The organism is Mycobacterium alsense (assembly GCF_002086635.1).
GTDB classification, from domain to species: domain Bacteria; phylum Actinomycetota; class Actinomycetes; order Mycobacteriales; family Mycobacteriaceae; genus Mycobacterium; species Mycobacterium alsense.
This window is the reverse complement of record NZ_MVHD01000004.1, coordinates 170,362-190,190: the sequence shown is the minus strand read 5'-3', so window position 1 is coordinate 190,190 and position 19,829 is coordinate 170,362. Positions and strand designations below refer to the sequence as shown.

Here is a 19,829-nt window from a genome sequence, read left to right as displayed (position 1 = left end):
TGCGTTCGCTGTGTCGCGGCCCAGGGGGGCCGGTCGTCCGCTCAGTGGCTCGATGCGGCCTCCCGCAGGCTCTTCGGCCGGGTGTCCGCCCAGTGCCGCTCGACGTAGTCCAGGCACTCCGCGCGGCCGGCCTCGCCGTGCACCACCGCCCAGCCCGACGGGATTTCGGCGAACGCCGGCCACAGGCTGTGCTGCTCCTCGCCGTTGACCAGGACGTAGAACGCGCCGCTGTCGTCATCGAAGGGGTTGGTGCTCATCGCTTCTCCTCATCGTTCGGTGCTTGACGGGTCCCGCCGCTCCCAGCACCCGGTCGGACAGCAACCCGAGGCAGCTCAGGTTGGGAAAGCCGGGGCCCTGGGTGAGACCGGACAGGTTCGGCAAGAACAGCTTGGGGGTGACCCCGGTGACGGCCAGGTCGTAGCCGATGGCCTCCTGCAGGCTGTCGGCGGTCAGCGGCCCGCCCAGCCCGAGTTCGAGGAGGTCGAGGGCGTCCTGGCCGAACAGGGAGGTGAACCAGAGTGCGTCGGCGCCGGAGCCGTCGATGACCAGGTCGAAACCGTGCACCGTTTCGAGGTTTTCGCTGCCCCGGTTGGTGGACAGGGTCAACCGGATCTGGCCGTCGCGGCCCACGGCGTGAGCGACCCGGCCGCGCAGGTGGCGGATGCGGTCGTCGGCCAGCAGCGCCTCCTGCACGCTCGCCGAGAACACCCCGCGGTCGGTGCGGGCCAGCGCGTCGCGGCGTTCGTCCAGTGTCAGGGCGGTCCAGTCGGTGGGGTCGGAGAACAGCGAATTCTCGAAGAACCCCTCGCCGCGGGTGAACAGCGTCACCTGCGGGGAGATGACGGTGATGGTCGAAACCCGGTGGCGGAACAGCTCGTTGAGCATCGACGCCGCGGTCTCGCCGCCGCCGATCACGGCCACCCGCTCGGCGCTGATCCGGTCGTCGCCCGCGGCGCGGTCCCAGAACTGGGCGATCGACAGCATGCGCGGATTGCCCGGCAGCAACGACTTTTCGGCCTGACCGGGGCCGGTGATCATCAATGCGTCTGCGTGCACGGCGCTTTCGTGGGTGTGCAGGGTCCAGCCTTCGCCGCTGACCGTGAGCCGTTCGACCTCGCCGTGCACGACGTCGAGGCCGATCTGGTCGGCCACCCAGCCCAGGTACTGGCTCCACCGGCGGTGGGTCGGCGCCGGGCGGCCGCGGTCGATCCATTCGGCGAACGACGCGGTGGAAATCAGGTAGGACTGCCAGCTGTAGCGGGTCATCCGTTCGTCGAGTTCGGCGTTCCGGCGCGGCACCAGCGCGGAGCGGTAGGGAAACCCGACGTCCTTTTCCGGGCTGGTGCCCAGCCGGTGCGCCCCGTCGGTCCAGCCGCCGCTGGCCTGCCAGTTGGCGCCCACCCCGATGCGTTCGACGGCGACGACGTCCGGGACGTCGAGCCCTTCGATCCGCATGTCGCGCAGCACGGACGCCTTGGCGGCGACGGCCACCGCCTTCGCCCCGGCCCCCAGGATCGCCAGTGTGCTCATGCCGCCACCTCCCGCAGGCTGTCGGACCAAAGTCGTTGCAGCTCAGCAATGTCCGCGTCGCCGAGGATGTCGGGCAGCGCGCGCCACTGGGCGGCGAGGACACGCTGCTCCCCCACGGTCAGCACGACGGCGAGGATGCTCAACTCGTGGCGCACCGCGAGGCCGGGCTCGGGCACCGGCGACAGGCCGGCCAGGAGTTCGCGGTCGAGCTGTAGGCCGGTGCCGCCTCCGGCGTGGGCGGCCCCGAGATAGTTCAGCAGCAGCTGCGGGCCCGGGAAGCCGGCGAGCTGCTCGGCGGTGTCGGCGCGCAGGTAGCGCAGCAGGCCGTAGTCGACACCGTCGCCGGGGATCGCCGGAAGCCCGGCGCGGTGCGCCGTGTCCACCCGCAGCGGGTAGATCGAGCTGAGCAGTCCCACCGTGTCGCTGGTGTCGATGTCGCGCCCGCCGGGGCCGTCCACCAATCCGTCTGCGCGGCCATGGGTTTCGAGCGCGAGCAGGGGCGGCGGGGTGGCCTGGCCGCGCACCTGCCGCCAGCGCGTCACCATCGCCGCGGTCGCGGCGACGAGCAGCTCGGGCAGTGGCATACCGGAATTCAGCAGCCGGCGGCTGACTTCTTCGTCGACGAACGCGGTGCGCACGGCCAGGTCGTCGGCCAGGTCATGGCCCGGGCGCAGCCGCCGGGCCCCGATGTCGGGGTCGTCGCCCTCGAGTTGGGCGCGCCAGAACCCGACGGTGTCCAGCCGGTGGGCTCGCTCGGTGAGCGCGGCGGCCCAGCGCCGGTAGCCGGTGTGTTCGCGCGCCGGCGCGGGCGAACGGCCGTCGGACAGCGCCCGCAGGGCGGCGTCCAGTTCGCCGAGCACCACACGCCAGGACGCCGGGTCCATCGCGAGCACGTGGGCGGTCAGCAGCAGCACGCCCTGCCCGGCCGGCGGGCGCAGCCATACCGCCTCGAGCAGCGAACCGCGCTCCGGGTCGAGGCGTTCCACGGCCTCGGCGGCGCGCGCGGCGACCGCCGCATCCAGGTCGTCGACCCGGACTTCCCTGAGGACGTCGGCGGCCGGGCCGGGGACGAGCGTCATCGTCGCGCGGTCCAGCCGGGCGCGGAGCACCTCGTGCCCGTCGACGATGCCCGCCAGGGCCGCGCGCAGCTGCTCGCGGGTGACGGTGGCGGGCAACCGGATCGCTTCGGTCTGCGCCAGCCGTCGGGGGTCGCCGTGTTCGTAGAGCCAATGTGCGCTGGGCAGCAACGGGATTGGGCCGCCGGGCTCGCCCGGCCCGTTCGAGGTCGCGTGGCGGAGGGCCCGGTGGTTATCGGCGTCGATCGCCGCGGCGAGCTGGCGGATGGTCTCGCACTCCACCATCAACCGGGCCCGCAGTGCGATGCCGCGGCGGCGGGCGGCCTGCACGACCGACAGCGCCACGATGCTGTCGAGGCCCATTTCCAGGAAGCCGGCCGCGACGTCGACGTGCGCGGACCGCAGGACCTCGGCGAACGCCTCGGCGAGCGCGATCTCGGTCGCAGTCTCGGGCGGCGTGGCCGTTCCGCCGTCGAGATCGATTGCTGCCAAGGCGTTTTCGTCGACTTTTCCGTGCGGTGTCAGCGGCAGCTCGTCGAGCACGACGATGTGATGGGGAACCAGGTAGCGGGGCAACCGGTCGATCAGCATGGCGCGCAGCTCGTTAACCGCCGGCGGGTTCGCCCCGCCGGCCACGTACGCGACGAGCCGAGGGCCGGTGGCGTGGCCGCGGGTGGTCACGTGGGCGCCGCACACCCCGTCGTGGCTGCCCAGGACCGCCGCGATCTCGCCCGGCTCGACGCGAAAACCGCGGATCTTGAGCTGGTCGTCGCTGCGGCCGAGGAACTCGAGGCCGCCATCGGCCATGCGGCGCACCACATCTCCGGTGCGGTACATGCGGGCACCGCGGCCGTTGGGGTCGGCGACGAAGCGCGCCCCGGTCTCGGCGGCCCGCCCGAGGTAGCCGCGGGTCAGCTGGTCGCCGGCCAGGTACAACTCGCCGGCGGCGCCGTCGGGCACCGGCCGCAGCCAGCCGTCCAGGACGTAGGCGCGGGTGGTCCGGGTGGGGCGCCCGATGGCCGGTCGCCCGTGCTCGCCGATCGCGGCGACGACGGCCTCGACCGTGGTTTCGGTGGGCCCGTAGCAGTTGAAGGCCGTCATGCCGGTGCGGGCGCACTCTTGTTGGATCGCCCGCCACGCCCCGCTGCCCAGGGCTTCGCCGCCGAGCGCGAGGACCGTCAGGGGTACCGCGCGCAGCAGGCCCGCGTTGTGCAGCTGGGTGAACATCGACGGCGTGGTGTCGATCATGTCCAGGCCGAACCGGTCGATGGTCTCCACGAGCGCCTCGGCGTCGCGCTGTCGGTCGTCGGCGACGATGTGCACCGAATGGCCGTCGAGCAGCGCGGCCAGCGGCTGCCAGGCCGCGTCGAAGGTGAAAGACCATGCGTGCGCTATGCGCAGCGGTCGCCCGATGCGCGCGGCGGCCGGGCGCAGAACGCGCTCGATGTGGTCGTCGGCGTAGGCCGACAGCGCCCGGTGGGTGCCGACGACGCCCTTGGGGGCGCCGGTGGTTCCCGAGGTGAAGACCGCGTAGGCGGCGTGGTCGGGCGGTGCCGCGACCGGCCGGTATTCGGCGGGCGCGGCCGAGCCGTTGGCGCTGTTGGCCGCGAACCACGTCTCGTCGACGACGATCGGGGCCGACGTCTGCCGCAGCACCTCGGCGATGCGCTCGCCGGGCATCGCCGGATCCAGGGGCACGATCATGCCGCCGGCCTTGAGGATCGCCAGCATCGCGGCCACGTAGCTCGGACCCCGGGGCAGCGTGATCGCCACGGGCGTCTCCGGGCCCACGCCGGCGCGGCCCAGGGCGGCGGCCACCCGGTCGGCGAGGGCGTCGAGGTCGCGGTACGTCAGCCGGCCCCCGGCCCAGCTGACCGCGACCGAATCCGGTCGCGCCGCGGCGATTTCGGCGAACCGGAGGTGCACCGCCGTGGTGGGTCCGGCGACGCGCGGGGCCACGGGTGCGCGGTCGCGCTCGGCGTCGAGCAGGATGTCGAGCCCGCGCAGGGGCCGGTCCCACGCGTCGAACAAACGCCGCGCCACCGCCAGCAGCCGCCCGCCGAGGGCCTCGGGCGCCGTCGTGCCCAGCGCGCCGTCGAGCGCCTCCACCAATACCGTGAGCTGCCCGGCGCTCACGTGCGCGGCGATGGTCACCGGGAAATGCGACACGCTCTCCAGCGCCACCGGGCGGAAGGTGGCGCCGTTGGCGGTGAACTCGTTGGCGCCCACCACCTCGCCGGGCGGGAAGTTCTCGTAGACCAGCAGGGTGTCGAACATCTCGCTGAGGCCGGCGATCGACCGCAATTCGGCGAGTCCCAGATAGCTGTGGTCGCGCAGGGCGGCGGATTCGCGCTGCAGGGCAAGGCATTGCGCCCCCACGGTGTCGCGGGGGTCGAGCCGCATCCGCAGCGGCACGGTGTTGATGAACATGCCGACCATGGTTTCCACGCCCGACAGTTCGCCGGGCCGGCCGGACACCGTCACCCCGAACGTCACGTCGGCGCGGCCGGTGTACGCCGAAAGGATGGCCGCCCAGGCCATCTGGACGATCGTGTTGAGTGTGACGCCGCGGGCGCGTGCGGCGTCGGCGAGCCCGGCGGTGGCCTCGTGGTCGAGTCGCAGCGTGGTGCGGCGCGGGATCCCCGCCGCAGGCGGGGTGGCGGTCAGCGCCGGCGAGAGCAGGGTCGGGCCGTCGAGTCCCTTGAGGTGCTCGGCCCACAACGCCCGGCTGCCCGTCTGGTCGCGGCCGGCCAGCCAGCCGATGTAGTCGCGATACGCCCGCGGCGGTGGGGGCAGCGCGGCGGCGTCGCCGCCGGCGCGGTACAGGGTGAGCAGTTCGGAGACGAACAGCGGCAACGACCAGCCGTCGATGACGATGTGGTGCGCGACCACGGCCAAACGCCAACGCCGGTCGGGTAATTCGATGAGCAGGAACCGGATCAGCGGCCCGCGGCCCAGGTCGAAACGCCGCCGGCGCTCCTCTGCTTCCAGCGCGTCGACCTCGTCGGGCGCGGCGCGCACCATCCGCCACGGCAGTTCGACGCTGCTCGGCACGACCTGCACGGGCCGGCTCAGGTTGCCGTGCACGAAGCTTGCCCGCAGGTTTGGGTGCCGGGCCAGCATCGTCGCCGCGCATTCGCGCAGCAGCCCGACGTCGAGCGAGCCCGTCACGTCGGCGGCCATCGCGATGACGTACGGGTCGGCGGCTTCGGCTTCGTCCGGCCCGGCCGCCCCCGCCTCCGCGCTCAGCGCCGCCATCGAGAACAGCCCCAGCTGCAGGGGGCTGAGCGCCATCACGTCTTCGATGGCCGGTCGAGAGTCGGCCCGTGTCACGGCCGTTGGCCCCAGGATTCGGTCAGGTCCGCCAGTTCGTCGGCGGACAGCCCGGAGGCGCTCATCGGCGCGTGATGCGTGTCGCGCGAGCCTTCGTCCTCGGTTTCGGCCGCCCGCGCGTCGACCGCGGCGGCGAGTTCGCGGAGCACGGGATGTTCGAAGACCATGCGCGGGGTCAGCGGCAGCCCGGCATCGCGCGCCTGCGCGGCCACCCGCACGGCCAGGATGCTGTCGCCGCCGAGGCCGAAGAAATCGTCGTCGCGGCCCACCTCCCCGGCGTCGAGCGCGCCGGCGAGGATGCCGGCCAGTGCGCGCTCGGTGGGGGTGGCGGGCGGTTCGCCCGGACCCGTGTCCGACGCCGGCGGCGCCGATGGTGCCGGCGGCGCCGGGGTTGGGGCGCCGGACAGCAGCTCCAGCTGGCCGTCGTGCGTCCACATTCCGCGCTCGCCGTTGCGGTAGAGCCGTGCACCCGGTTGCGCGGCAAACGGATCGGCGACGAAGTGGGCGGCGGTCAGCGATGGCGTGGCCATCCGTGCGCCGGCGGCCGGGCCGCCGCCGTAGTAGAGGTCTCCCACCACCCCTTCGGGGACGGGGTCGAGCCAGGCGTCGAGCAGGTACACCCGCGCCGCGCCCCCGCCCGCACCGGAGCGGTCCAGGATCCGTTGCCGTTCTTGGGGGCTCGCGAGTTCGACGTCGCGCAGCGGCCGGTCGGGATCGTCGGCGAACGCCTCGACGACGCGCACCAGCCACTCGGCGAACCGCTGCGCGGTGGTGCGCCGATACAGTTCGGGGCGGTAGATGACGTGGCCGCGGTAGCCCGCACCGGAGGCGAAGAAGTTGACCGACATGTCGGCGTGCGCAACGTCGAATTCCGGTTCCAGCGCGGTGAAGGTGGTGTCGCCGGCCGGGCCGCTGTCGATGACCGTGTCCTGCGGCAGGTGTTCGCGGACGTGCACGACGACGTCGAACAGCGGGTTGCGGGACAGCGACCGCGCCGGGGTGAGGGCGTCGACCACCTGGTCGAACGGCAGGTCCTGGTGTGCGTAGGCGGCCAGCGCCATCTCCCGGGTGCGCCGCAGCACCTCGCGCAGGGTGGGGTTGCCCCGCAGGTCGTTGCGCAGGACCAGGATGTTGATGAAGAACCCGATCAGCCGGTCCAACTCGGATTCGTTGCGGCCGGCCACCGGGGTGCCCAGGGGGATGTCCGCGCCGCCGCCGGCCTTGTGCAGCACCACCGCGACGGCGGCTTGCAGCAGCATGAACTCGGTGACGCCGAGTTCGCGGCAGAGGGCGCTCAGCTTGTCGCGGGTCGGCGAGCCGAAACCGAATTCGACGACGTCGCCGGCGCCGGTGAGCGAGGCCGGGCGGGGAAAGTCCGGGCGCAGACCGTTTTCGGTGGGCAGCCCCGCGAGTTGACGGGTCCAGTACTCGCGCTGGGGACCGGCGATGCCCGCGGCGTCGTCAAGCAGCGCCGCCTGCCAGGCGGCGTAGTCCGCGTACTGCACCTGCAGCGGCTCCCAGCTCGGCGGGTGTCCGGCGGCGCGCGCCCGGTAGGCGGTCAGCACATCGGTGAACAGCACGCCCGCCGACCAGTGGTCGCCGGCGATGTGGTGGACGACCAACGACAACACGTTCCGCCCCGGCACGTGCAGCAGGGCCGCCCGGATCGGCCAGTCGGTCTCCAGGTCGAAAACATGGCGCCGCTCGTCGTCCAGTTCGTCCCGCAGCCAGGCCTCGTCGGGACCGTCGGCGCGGCGCACCGGCACGGCGGCGGGCGGGCGGACGATCTGGTGGGGCACACCGTCGATCTCACGGTAGGTGGTGCGCAGGATCTCGTGCCGTGTCACGACGTCGGTGATGGCGGCGGCGAGCGCCTCGGTGTGGCAGGGGCCGCGCAGCGCGGCGGCGAAGGGAATGTTGTTGACGGCGTTGGGCCCGTCGAAGCGATAGGTGAACCAGCTGCGCAGCTGCGACGACGACAGCCGCGTCGGCCCGTCGTGGCTCGACGGTGCCAGGCGCGGCCGTGCCGGGCCGGGAGCCGACGTGCCCGCGGCGTCGATGTGCTCGGCGATCCTGGCGACCGTGGCCAACTCGAACACCTCCCGCACGCCGATCCGACCGGCGCACGGGCCGAACGTGTTGCGCAATGCCGCAACGAATTTGGTGGCCAGCAGCGAGTGGCCGCCGAGGTCGAAGAACGAGTCGTCGGCGCCCACCCCGTCGCGGCCGAGCAACTCGGCGAACAGCTCGGCGACGCGCCGCTCGGTGTCCGTGTCCGGTTCGCGGAACTCGGCGCCGGAGGCGACCTCCGGCTCCGGCAGCGCGGCGCGGTCGATCTTGCCGTGGGCGGTGATCGGAATCTCGTCGAGCACCACGTATGCCGCGGGCACCATGTACTCGGGAAGTGCCGCGGCCACGCGGGCGCGGATGCGGTCGAGGTCGACCGTGGTCTCTTCGTCGCCCGCCGCGGGCGTGACGTAGCCGACCAGGCCCTTGCCCAGCCGTGGCAGGTCGCTGACCACCACGAGGGCCTGCCCGACCGTCGGATCGACCGAGATGGCCGCGGCGACGTCACCCAGTTCGATGCGGAAGCCCCGGATCTTGACCTGTTCGTCGGCGCGACCCACGAACTCGACGTCGCCGTCGGCGTTGCGGCGCGCGAGGTCCCCGGTGCGATACATCCGCGCACCGGGGTTGAACGGGTCGGCGACGAACCGTTCGGCGGTCAGCCGGGCGCGGCGATGGTATCCGTGCGCCAGATGCGTTCCACCGAGGTAGATCTCGCCGATCACCCCGACGGGGACGGGTCGCAGCGCGTCGTCGAGCAGGTGCATCGTGGTGTTGATCTTGGGCCGGCCGATGGGCACGATGCGGGTGCCCTGCGGGCCCTCCACCATGTAGCGGCTGGCGTTGATGACGGTCTCGGTCGGCCCGTAGAAATTGTGCAGCAACGCGTCGAAGGTGGCGTGGAACTTGTCGGCGACCTCGCCCGGCAGCGGCTCGCCACCGATGGGAACCCGGCGCAGCGTCCGCCATTGGTTGACCCCCGGCAGCGACAGGAACAGGCCGAGCAGGGACGGCACGAAATGCATTGCCGTGATTCCCTCGTCGTGCAGCAGGGCGGTGAGGTAGCCGATGTCGTTGAGCCCGCCGGGTCGCGGGATCACCATCCGCGCGCCACAGGCGAGGGTGCCAAAGATCTCGGCGATCGACACGTCGAAGCTCGGCGAGGCGACCTGCAGCAGGCGGTCGGTGTGGTCGACCCCGTATTCGTCCTTGAACCAGACGAAGTACTCGGCGACGGGGCGGTGGGGCACCGCGACGCCCTTGGGCAACCCGGTGGTTCCCGACGTGTAGATCACGTACGCGGTGTTGTCCGGCCGCAGCGGGCGGACCCGGTCGGCGTCGGTCGGGTCGTCGGCGCGCTGGGCGGCCAGGTCGGCCACCGGTTCGCGCAGCACCAGCTTCGGGTCGCAGTCGTCGAGGATGAAGTCCAGCCGTTCCTGCGGGTAGGTGGGATCCACGGGGACATACACCGCACCGGCCTTGGCGATGCCCAAGGCGGTGACGACCAGGTCCGGTGACTTGTCGAGCAGCACGGCGACCCGGTCCTCGCTGCCGATCCCCCGTTGGATCAGCCAGTGCGCCAACCGGTTTGCCGCCTCGTTGATGTCGTGGTAGCCGAACCGGCGGCCCTCGTAGACGACGGCGATCGCGTCGGGAGCCCGCGCGGCCTGCTCGGACACCAGGTCGGCGAGCGTCCTGGCGGCGGTGTCGTACCTCGGGCCGCATGACACCCCGCGCAGCCACGCGGCCTCGGCCTCGTCCATCATCGCGAGCCCGGACAGCGGCTTGTCCGGTGCGGCCAGGGCGTCGTCGAGCAGGACGGCGAAGTGGTCGAGCATTTGTCGCGCCAGGGCGGGTTCGAGGATCTCCAGTAGGTGCTCGGCCTCGACCAGCGCGCCGGTGCTTTCGAATTCGACCATGAAGCCCAGCGGCAACTGGGTGAGGTTGCCACGCAGGTCGTAGCGTTCGCAGTCGACGCCCGCCGGCCGGAATCCGCCGCCGTCGGGCTCGCGGAACCCGAAGCCGACGCGGGTCATGCGTTCGGCGCCGTGCCGGCGGTCGGGGTTCAACTCGCGCACCGCGCGGTCGAGGCTGACCCGTTGGTGGGCGAACGCGCCGGCGGCCATGTCGCGGGTGGACCCGACGAATTCGCGGAAACTCATCGAAGCGCGCGGGCGCAGCCGGATCGCGACCGTGTTGCCGAAATAGCCGATGGTCCCGTCGGATTCGGCACCGCGGTTGAGCACCGGCGTGGCCACCAGGAAGTCGTCGCTGTGCGTATAGCGGTGCAGCAGGGCGCCGAACGCCGCCAGCAGCACCATGTAGGGCGTGCAGCCGGTGTCGCGCGCCGTCGCCAGCACCCGTTGGGTGGTCTCGCCGGACAGCCGCCGCGTGCTTCGGGCGGCGCGCCAGTCGGTCGGCAGCGCCGTCCCCGCCGGGCCCGGCAGCTCCAGCGGTTCCGGCGGGTCGGCCATGACGGCGCGCCAGTAGTCGAGGTCGGCCTCCGTGGTGTCCGGTCCGGGCGGGTCGGATGGGTGGCGTTCCGGCCCCAGGTCGGCGGTGCCTTCGTACGCGCGGGTGAGGTCGGCGAAGAACACCCGCCATGACCCGTCGTCCCAGGCGATGTGGTGCGCCACCAACAGCAGCACGTGTTCGTCGGGTGCGGTGCGCGCGGCGGTGATGCGCAGCGGCGCGTCGGCGGAAAGGTCGAAGGGCGCATTGAATTCGCGTTGCGCCAGCACCTCCAGGCGAAGCCGGCGCGCGCGCTCCGGCAGGTCGGTCAGGTCGTGTTGCGCCCATCCCGGGCGCAGGTCGTCGTGCGCGATCGGCCGCGGGTCTCCCCCGTCGCCGACGGTGTACGTGGTGCGCAGCACCCGATGGCGGCGCGCGACGGCGTCGACGGCCTCGCGCAGCCGGCCGAGGTCGATGGCGCCGGTGATCCGGTAGGACACGCAGACGTTGAGCAACGCGCCGCTGGGGTCGGCCATCTGGACGAACCACATCCGGGCCTGCCCGTCGGAGAGCCGGTCGTCGGGGCCGGGACCGGCTTTTTCGTCCGGTCCGCCGGTCTCGCCCGAGAGGCCGCGCTCGGCGAGCCTGCGGCGCAGCAGCTCCAGCCGGGCCGCTTGCAGCCGGGCGCCGGTGTCGGCGATATCAGTCACGCGAAATGTCCACCTTCTGTGCCGTTTTCGAGCCGTCGCCTGTGCCATCGGTGCGTTCGAGTTGCTTGACCAGTTGGTCGCCCGTGATCTCGCCCATCAGCGTCGCCAGGGACACCGTGCGGCCGATCGTCCGCTTGAGACGCTTGCGCAGGTCCAGCGCCAGCATCGAGTCGATGCCCAGGTCGAACAGCGACTCCTGCAGGTTCAGGTCGCCGGGCGGCTCGATTCCGAGCACGGCCGCCAATTGGCTGCGCACCGCGTCGACCACCGGAACCTGCGCGCCGGTTGCGGCCCGCGCGTCGACCTCCGCCGGTCGGCGGCGGTCTCCGTCCAGGAACATCCGTAACCGAGCCGCGTCGGCCGCGAAGACCAGCGGGTCGCCGGCCCAGTCGCGCAGGCTGGCCTCGATCGCCTCCTTCGGGGCCATGCCGCGCAGCCCCGCCCGTTCGATGTCCGCGATCCCGGCAGAGTCCGCGATGCCGCGGCCGGATTCGGCGGCGCCCTGCCACAAGCCCCACCTGACCGCAACGCAGTGCCTGCCCGCAGCGCGCAGCCGCGCCGCCGCCACGTCCAGCAGGCGGTTGGCCGCCGAGTACACCGCGTGGCCCCGTCCGCCCCACACCCCGGATACCGACGAGCACAACAGCATTCGGGTGCCGGGCCGGGCCGGCCACAGCTGGACCAGGTGGGCGAGGCCGGTGACCTTGGCGGCGAAGGCGTCGGCGGCTGCGGCCGGCGTGGACGCGGCCGCGCCGAACGTGGCGCTGCCCGCCGCGTGCACGATCAGGGAGGCGCCGGTCCCGTATTCCGCTGCGACGCACGATAATTGGGCCGGGTCGGTGATGTCGCACGCGGGTGACGCCAGGCCGGTGCCGTATCTGGCCGTCAGGTCCTTCAGCGCGTCGGGGTCGGCCGGGTGGCGGCTGAGCAGGACGATTCGCTTCGCGCCGCGTTCGGCGAGGTAGCGGGCGTAGTGCAGACCGATGACGCCGCTGCCGCCGGTGATCACCACCTCGTCGAGCGCGGATTCCAGCGGCCAGTGCGGCGTGGCGGGCGCGTCGCGGAATGAGCGCTCGAACAACGCGTACCCGCCGGCAAAGTCGCGCACCGCCACCTGCCCGGAGCCGGACAGCAACCCGTCCACGGCGGCGTATCCGGCGGCCGGCCCCAGTCCCACGGCAGGCAGGTCCACATGGGTGAAAGCCCGTTCCGGGTAATCGAATCCGACGCTGCGGTGCATCGCCGCCAGCGCCGCGTGACCGGGAGACGGCGCCGCGTCCCGCTCGGTGACCCGCTCGGCGCCCGCGGTGACCAGACACACCGTGTGGCAGCGCGGCCCGAGCCCGTGTGCATAGTCGAGCAGCCCCGACCCGATCAGGTCGGTGAGGGTCTCGACGGTGCGAGCGACGTCGACGGCGGGCGCGACCACCGCGACGATCTCGGCGTCCGGTGGTTCGCCGAGCGACGTACCGGGGTGGGACCCGATCGCGGCGCGCAGCGGTCCGGCCAGCGCGCCGTCACCGCCGAGGTCGAGCACCGCGCAGGACACGGGCGGCCCGGTGGCCGGTGCGATGGGCGCCGCCGGGTCCCAGTGCTCGAGGGCGATGGTCAGCCCGGTCCGGGCCGTTCTCCCGAGTGGCTCGGGGTGCGCCCACATCGGGATCGCGCGCATCGGCGCGTTCGGAAACCCCGCCAGATCGACCAGATCCTTGGGCGGGCCGTCCAGGTACCCATCCCACGCGTAGCCGGGGTCGGCCACCGCCGCGCTGACGATGTTCGCCGACAGCGCGTCGACCATCGGCTGGTCGTTGCGCGCCGATCCGACCAGCACGGCCGGGTCGTCGGGGAGCCCGCTTTCGAAGATCTGGCCGATCGAGAACAGCAGCGCCGGGTGCGCGGACACCTCGATGAACGACCTTGCGCCGCAACGGATCGCCGACTCGACCGCGCGGTCCATGCGGACCGTGTTGCGCAGGTTGGCATACCAGTAGTCGGCAAAGGGCGTGCCGGCGGCCACCACGTCACCGGTGGTGCCGCCGATGAACTGGACCGGGGACTCGGCGAATTCCGAAGCGGGCAGCTGCGCGCGCAATTCGTCGCGCAGCGGTTCGAGCAGGCTGGTGTGCCCCGGAAAGCCGGCGGTGATCTCGCGGGCGAACTGCCCGCGGGAGCGGACCGCGTCGACGATGGCCAGCACCGCGTCGCGGTCACCGGCCACCGCGACCGAGGAGTGGGAGTACACCACGGACAGCTCCGCCCAGCCGGCGCCCGCCTCGATCAGGGGCGCGGCGTCCCCGGCGCCGATCCCCAGCGTCGCCATCGCGTAGCGCCCGGGCAGGCGCTCGACCACGCGGGCGCGCGCCGCGACCACCGCGACGGCGTCCGGCAGCGCGATGCTGCCGGCGACGACGGCCGCGGCGACCTCCCCGAGGCTCTGGCCGACGGTGAGGTCGGGAAGCACGCCGCAGGACCGCCACGCCTCCGCCAGGGCGACGGCGTGGACGAATTGTGCCGCCTGGACCTCGATTTCGGAAAATCTGGACGGGTCGCCCGCGGTCGTCAGGTAGCGCAGCGGCGACTCGATGCCGGCGACCCCGAACGCCGCGGCGCAGCCGTCGGCGGCCTCCCGGTAGGTCGGCAGCCCCCGGTAGGCGGCCGCGCCCATGCCGGCCCAGTGGCGGCCCTGGCCGGGAAACACGAACGCCTGCCGCGGGGGCGAACTCAGCGCCGACGTGGCGACCAGCGGATGCTCGCCGCCGGCGGCCAGCGCCCGCAGCCCGTCGACGAGTTCGGTGCGGTCCGCGGCGCGGATTACGGCCCGGTGCCCGCGGAGCCGCCGCGTCCCGCGCAGCCGCCGGGCCACTTGGGCCACCGTCGTTTCCGGGAACCGCTCCAGGTAGTCCGCGATCGCCCGCGCGTCCGCCGCCACGAGGTCGTCGGCGTGCGCGCTGAGCACCACCGGAATTCGCCCGTCGGGCAACCGTCTGGGGGCCATCAGGCGACCTCGTTCCCGGGGGCAGGCGCGGCATCGGGCATCGAGACGATCACGTGCGTGTTGGTGCCGCTCATCCCGAACGCGGACACCGCCGCGGTACGCCATCCGCCGCGGGCCGGCCACGGCGTCAGCTTTTTCGCGAGCCGCAAACCCTGGGTTTCCCAGTCGATTTCGCGGCTGGGCTCATCGACATGCAGGGTGGGGGGTATCGCGGCGTGGTGCGCGGCCAGGATGACCTTGGCCAGACCCAGCGCGCCCGCCGCGGCCTGCGCGTGCCCGATGTTCGACTTGACCGAGCCCAACAGCGGCCCGCGCCCGGCCGGCGCGGTGCCGTAACTGGCCGCCATGGACAGCAATTCGGTCCGGTCGCCGAGCCGCGTTCCGGTGGCGTGCCCCTCGATCATCCCGACGTCGACGGGCTCGACCCCGGCCTGGGCGATGGCGCGGCGGAACAGGCGCAGCTGCGCCTCGCCGCTGGGTGCCATCAGACCGCGGCTGCGGCCGTCGGAGTTCAGGCAGCTGGCGCGCACCTCGGCGAGGATGCGGCGCCCGTCGGCCAGCGCCCGAGACCGGCGCTGCAACACGAACATGGCCGCACCCTCCGCCCAGACGGTGCCGCTGGCGTGCGCGCTGTAGGGCCGGCAGTGTCCGTCGTCGGACAGCGCGTGCTTCTTGGAGAATTCGACGAAATAGCCCGGGGTCCCCATCACGCATACACCGCCGGCGAGCGCGAGGTCGCAGTCGCCGGCCCGGATCGCCTGGACCGCCGTGTGAAACGCCGCCAGCGCCGACGAGCATGTGGTGTCGACGGTCAGGGCCGGACCCGCCAGATCCAGCGTGTAGGCGATGCGCCCGGAGATGACGCCCAGCGACGTCCCGGTCATCAGCTGCCCGCTGTGTTCGGAGAACTCGGAAAGGCCCGGGCCGTATTCGAGCGTGGAGGCGCCGACGTAGCAACCCACGTCGTGGCCGGCCAGGTCGTCCGGGTTGATCCCGCTGTTTTCCACGCTGCGCCAGGCCATCCGCAGCGCGACGCGCTGCTGGGGGTCCATGGCCGTCGCTTCCCGGCGCGAGATGCCGAAGAAGTCGGGATCGAAGGTCGTTGCGCTGGCAAGGAATCCACCCAGGTTCTGAATGGGTTTGAATCCGTCGAGTCGCGACCCGTCGAACAGCTCGCGCAGCGCCCAGCCCCGGTCGGCGGGGAACGGGCCGAGCGCCTCGCGCTGTTCGGACAGCAGCGTCCAGAACTCGTCGGGGGTTTCGACGCCGCCCGGCGCTTCGAGCGCCATCCCGACGATAACGATGGGGTCGATGGGGTCGATCGGGTCGCTATCGGGCATCGGCGCTCACCATCCGCGCCACCGCGTCGAGGTGGTCGTTGAGGTAGAAGTGACCGCCGTCGAAGTCCGACACCGTGAATCGGCCGCGGGTGTGGGTTTCCCAGCTCGCCAGGACCTCGCGGCCGATCCGGTGGTCGCGGTTGCCGCCGACCGCGTGGATGTCGGCGCGGATGCGCACATCCGGCCCACACGAATACGCGTTCAGGGCGCGGTAGTCGGCCTGCACCGCCCGCACCAACAGATCGACGAATTCCTCGTCCTCCAGCAGCGCGGGGTCGGTGCCACCGAGGTCGATCATGTCCTCGAGCACGCCGCTGCCGGTGGTCGGCAGCGGCCCGTACCCGGCGACCGTCGACGGGGACTGCCCCGCCGAAGCCCACAGCACCCGCACCGGCATGCCGTTGGCCTCGGCGATGCGGGCGAACTCGAAGGCGACCACCGCGCCCATGCAATGACCGAACAGGCTCAGCGGGGCCGCCGCGGCCCAGTCCCCCGCCTCGAAGAGCTCCAGCGCCAACGCGCCGATGCTGTCGGCCGCCGGGTGGTCGCGGCGGTCGGCCCGCTGCGGGTACTGCACCACGTAGGCGTCGACGCCGTTGGCCGACAACGCCTTCGCCAGGGGCCGGTAGGCCGCTGCGGCGCCGCCGGCGTGCGGGAACACCACCACCGAGCCGGGCGCGGTGGCGCCGGTGAACCGTTTCACCCACGGCTTGAACTCCCGCGGCGCCGGCTCCGTCGCCGTTTCAGCGTCGAGCGCGGACATCACCTCGCCGCCGGACATCTCCGCGATTTCCAGATAGACGTCGGCGACCAGCTCGAGCCGGTCGTCGCGGCTACGGGGGCCGTCGCGCTCGACGAGCAATCGGGCCAGCGCGGCAACGGTCCTGGACGCAAAGACGTCGGCGACCATCAGGCTCGGCGAGTCGAGCCACTGCCGGATGGCGGCGACAGCCTGCGTCGCGAGGACGGAATCGCCGCCGAGGGAAAAGAAGTCGTCGTGGATGCCGACGGTGTCGGCGTCACGGTTGAGGAGGCCGGCGACGATGTGGCGAAGCGCCCGCTCCAGCTTCGTTCGCGGCGCCTCGTGGAGCGCCGCGTCGCCGGGCCGCTCGGCCACCAGCCGGCGGGCGACGGCGCGCCGGTCGATCTTGCCGCCGTCCGTGAGGGGGATCCGATCGACGACCGAGAGGTACGCCGGAATCATGTGCGCCGGAACGAGGTCGGCGAGCAACGCGCGAATCCGCTCCGGGGTCACGGTGGCGTCGTCGAGGCGAACGGCCGCGGCCAGCGCCTCGCTCTCCTTCGGCCCGGGCACCGCGGCCGCCACGGCGGCGCGCACACCGGGCACCCGCCGCAGCGCCGCCTCGACCTCACCGAGCTCGACCCGGTACCCGCTGACCTTGACCCGATGATCGGCGCGGCCGACGAACTCCAGCGTGCCGTCCGGCCAGTAGCGGGCCAGATCGCCCGTGCGGTACCAGGTTCGGCCGTCGTGGACGACGAAGCGCTCGGCGGTCAGTTCGGGGCGGCCCCGGTAACCCCGGGCGATGCCGCGCCCGGACACCCACACCTCGCCGACCACCCAGTCGGGGCAGTCGGCGCCCGTCTCGTCGACGACCCGGCAGGCGATGTTGGGGAACGGCTTGCCGTAGGGCACCGCGGTCCAGTCGGCCGGCATGTCGTCGCCGACCTCGTAAATGGTTGCGTGGACCGCGGTTTCGGTGGCGCCGCCCAGCCCGGCGAAGCGCACGCCGGGGGCCATCGCCCGGAGGCGGCGGGCCAGGCCGGGCCGCACCCAGTCGCCGCCGGTGGGCACCACCCGCACCGACGACAGCCGCCCCTCGAACGAGGCCTCGCCCACCTCGGCCAGCATCTCCAGCCAGCCCGGCAGGAAGTTCAGCACGCTGACCCGGTGGGTGTCGATCAGCCGCGCCCACGCGTCGGGATCGCGGCGCTGCGCCTCGTCGACGACCACGATCGACCCGCCGGCGCGCAGCGTGGCGAAGACGTCGAGCACCGACAGGTCGCACTCCAGCGTCGCCAGGGCCAGGCACCGGTCCCCGGCGCCGATCTCGAAGTGGCGGGTGAGGAACTCCACCGTGTTCATGGCGCCGTCGTGCGTCATCTCGACGCCCTTGGGCTCGCCGGTCGACCCCGAGGTGAACAGCACGTAGGCGAGCTCGGCGGGGTCGACGGAACACCGTGTGGCGCAACTCGTCCCGGATGCATCCGTCGCGTCGCGCAGGACGTCGGCAAGCACCGCAGCCGGCACCGGGCTCTCCGACTGGAAAGGCAGTGGGCGCCCGCCACACACCAGCGCCAGGCGAACGCCGCCGGTGGCGAGGATGCGCTGGGCGCGGTCGCGCGGCTGGTCGACGCCGACCGGCAGATAGACGCCGCCGACGGCGAGGATCCCCAGCAGCGCGGGCACCTGTTCGGCCGTCTTCGGGCCCAGCACCGCGACGGTGTCGCCGGCGCCGATCCCGGCCGCGCGCAGCGCCGCGGCCACCGCCAGGGCCTGATCGCGCAGCTGCCGGTAGGTCAGGTCACCTGAGGAGGCGAACACCGCGGGTGCGTCGGGCTGCTGCTCGGCGCGGCGAAAGAACCCGTCGTGCAGGGCTTCCCCGCTGGGCGCCGCGGTGCCGCCGTTGACCGCGTCGCGCACCGCGCGCTGCGCGTCCGGCAGCGCCGGCGGCCCGGGCGCGTCCCACGCGTCGTCGGCGGAGGCCAGCCGCAGCAGCTCGTCGATGTGGTGGGCGAACATGGCGTCGACGACGCCCGGCGCGAAGACGCCGTCGCGCACGTCCCAGTTGACCAGCACCCCGCCGTCGAACTCGGTCACCTGCGCGTCGAGCAGCACCTGCGGACCCTGGGAAATGATCCAGGCCGGGCTGCCGAATTGCCTTGTGACGTCGGCGCTGAACAGTTCGCCGAGGCCCAGTGCGCTGGTGAAGACCACCGGCGCCAGGACCTGGGTGCCGCGATGGCGGCTGAGGTCGCGCAGCACCGACAGCCCGGGATAGGCGGAATGGGCGGCGGCGGTGCGCATCGCGTCCTGCACGGCGTGCGCGCGCGTCGCCGGGGTGGCCGCGCCGGTGAGCTCGACGTCGAGCAGCAGCGAGGAGGTGAAGTCGCCGACCAACAGGTCGACGTCGGGGTGCAGCGGCTGGCGCCCGAACAGCGGGACGTTGAGCAGGAACCGCGGCACCGACCAGCGCGCCAGCGCGTTGGCGAACGATGCGGCCAGCGCCATCGCGGGGGTGACGCCGCGCGCCCGGGCGCGCGCGAACAGCGCGTCGCGGGTCGCCGGGTCCAGCCAGTGCCAACGCCGGGTGCTGGTGCGCGAGTCGCGGCCACCGATCGTCGGGGGCGCCGGCGGGTCCGGCAGCCGCGGGATGCGCCGCGCCCACCAGTCGCGGTCGGCGTCGTGCTCCGGCTGCGGCTGTACCTCCGCCGCCACGATCGCCTGACGGTATTCGCGGTAGGTGTAGCGCAATTCGGGTAGCTCGCGGCCCAGGTAGAGGGCGGCCAGGTCGGCCATCAGGGTGCGGTAGCTCATCGCGTCGGCGGCCTGCATGTCCAGGTCGACGTGCAGCCGCGACCGCCCGCCGGGCAGCAGCGTCAACGCGAGCTCGAACACCGCGCCGCCGAGCTGCTGGTGGGATTTGGCCTCGCGGAGGTCCGCCAGCCGCCGCTCGATGGCGTCGGGGCGGTCCTCATGCCCGCGCAGATCTTCCACGGCGACGGGAAAGTCTCCGCATTCGTGGGGGATGCGCTGCGTGCCATCGGGCAAGAACTGCACCCGCAGCATCGGGTGCCGACGGGCCAGCGCGGTGGCCGCCGCGCGCAGGCGGTCCGGGTCGACCGGACCGCCGTCGAACTCGACGTAGAGGTGCCCGGCCACCCCGCCCAACTGCTGGTCGTTTTGGCGCCCGACCCACATCGCGTGCTGCATCGGGGCCAGCGGAAAGGGCGCGCCGGCATCGGCGGCATCAGCGGCGGCGGCATCAGCGGGTGCGTCAAGCGTCGGGACGGGCGGGCCCGCGGTGACCAGCTCGGACCAGGCCTCGATGGTCGGGGCGGCGGCCAGCGTGGCGAAATCCACGGCTATGCCGTGGCGGCGCCAGCGACCGGCCAGCGTCATCATCCGGATGGAGTCCAGGCCCTGGCCGATGAGGTTGCTACCTGGGTGGATGGTGTCGATACGGACGCCGAGCAGCTCGGCCACCTCCGCACGGATGTCCTCCGAGCACGCCGGGGCACGCACCACGAATCCTCCTGAATTAGCAAAGGCTGCCCTAACTTGCTCGGTTACCCTATCCTCGAT

7 protein-coding genes are annotated in these 19,829 nt (G+C 72.8%); all 7 read right to left on the bottom strand.

Annotation, left to right across the window (positions count from 1 at the left end; all coding sequences use genetic code 11):
* Positions 1 to 41: 41 nt before the first annotated feature.
* From BST11_RS04770 to BST11_RS04740, 7 genes are read right to left on the bottom strand one after another with little or no spacing between them, the layout of a single operon-like run.
* On the bottom strand, positions 42 to 257 hold the full coding sequence (locus BST11_RS04770) for an MbtH family protein (protein WP_083136828.1): 216 nt from the start codon (positions 255 to 257) through the stop codon (positions 42 to 44).
* Complete coding sequence (mbtG, locus tag BST11_RS04765; protein ID WP_083136827.1) at positions 235 to 1,530, bottom strand: NADPH-dependent L-lysine N(6)-monooxygenase MbtG; 1,296 nt, start codon at positions 1,528 to 1,530, stop codon at positions 235 to 237. The genes BST11_RS04770 and mbtG overlap by 23 nt, the downstream gene beginning before the upstream one ends.
* The gene (locus tag BST11_RS04760) at positions 1,527 to 5,939 is read right to left on the bottom strand and encodes a non-ribosomal peptide synthetase (protein ID WP_083136826.1); all 4,413 of its coding nucleotides are present in this window, start codon (positions 5,937 to 5,939) and stop codon (positions 1,527 to 1,529) included. The genes mbtG and BST11_RS04760 overlap by 4 nt, the downstream gene beginning before the upstream one ends.
* A complete protein-coding gene (locus tag BST11_RS04755; RefSeq protein WP_211284629.1) occupies positions 5,936 to 11,167 on the bottom strand; it encodes a non-ribosomal peptide synthetase in 5,232 nt (1,743 codons plus the stop codon). The genes BST11_RS04760 and BST11_RS04755 overlap by 4 nt, the downstream gene beginning before the upstream one ends.
* Positions 11,160 to 14,162 carry a mycobactin polyketide synthase MbtD gene (gene mbtD, locus BST11_RS04750; RefSeq protein ID WP_083136859.1) on the bottom strand — a complete coding sequence of 1,001 codons (3,003 nt, stop codon included), beginning with the start codon at positions 14,160 to 14,162 and terminating at the stop codon, positions 11,160 to 11,162. The genes BST11_RS04755 and mbtD overlap by 8 nt, the downstream gene beginning before the upstream one ends.
* Positions 14,162 to 15,502, bottom strand: coding sequence for a beta-ketoacyl [acyl carrier protein] synthase domain-containing protein (locus BST11_RS04745; protein ID WP_083136824.1), 1,341 nt, complete (start codon positions 15,500 to 15,502; stop codon positions 14,162 to 14,164). The genes mbtD and BST11_RS04745 overlap by 1 nt, the downstream gene beginning before the upstream one ends.
* Positions 15,492 to 19,772 carry a non-ribosomal peptide synthetase gene (locus BST11_RS04740; RefSeq protein ID WP_083136823.1) on the bottom strand — a complete coding sequence of 1,427 codons (4,281 nt, stop codon included), beginning with the start codon at positions 19,770 to 19,772 and terminating at the stop codon, positions 15,492 to 15,494. Before BST11_RS04740 ends, BST11_RS04745 begins: the two co-directional genes overlap by 11 nt.
* Between the last annotated feature and the right edge of the window lie 57 nt (positions 19,773 to 19,829).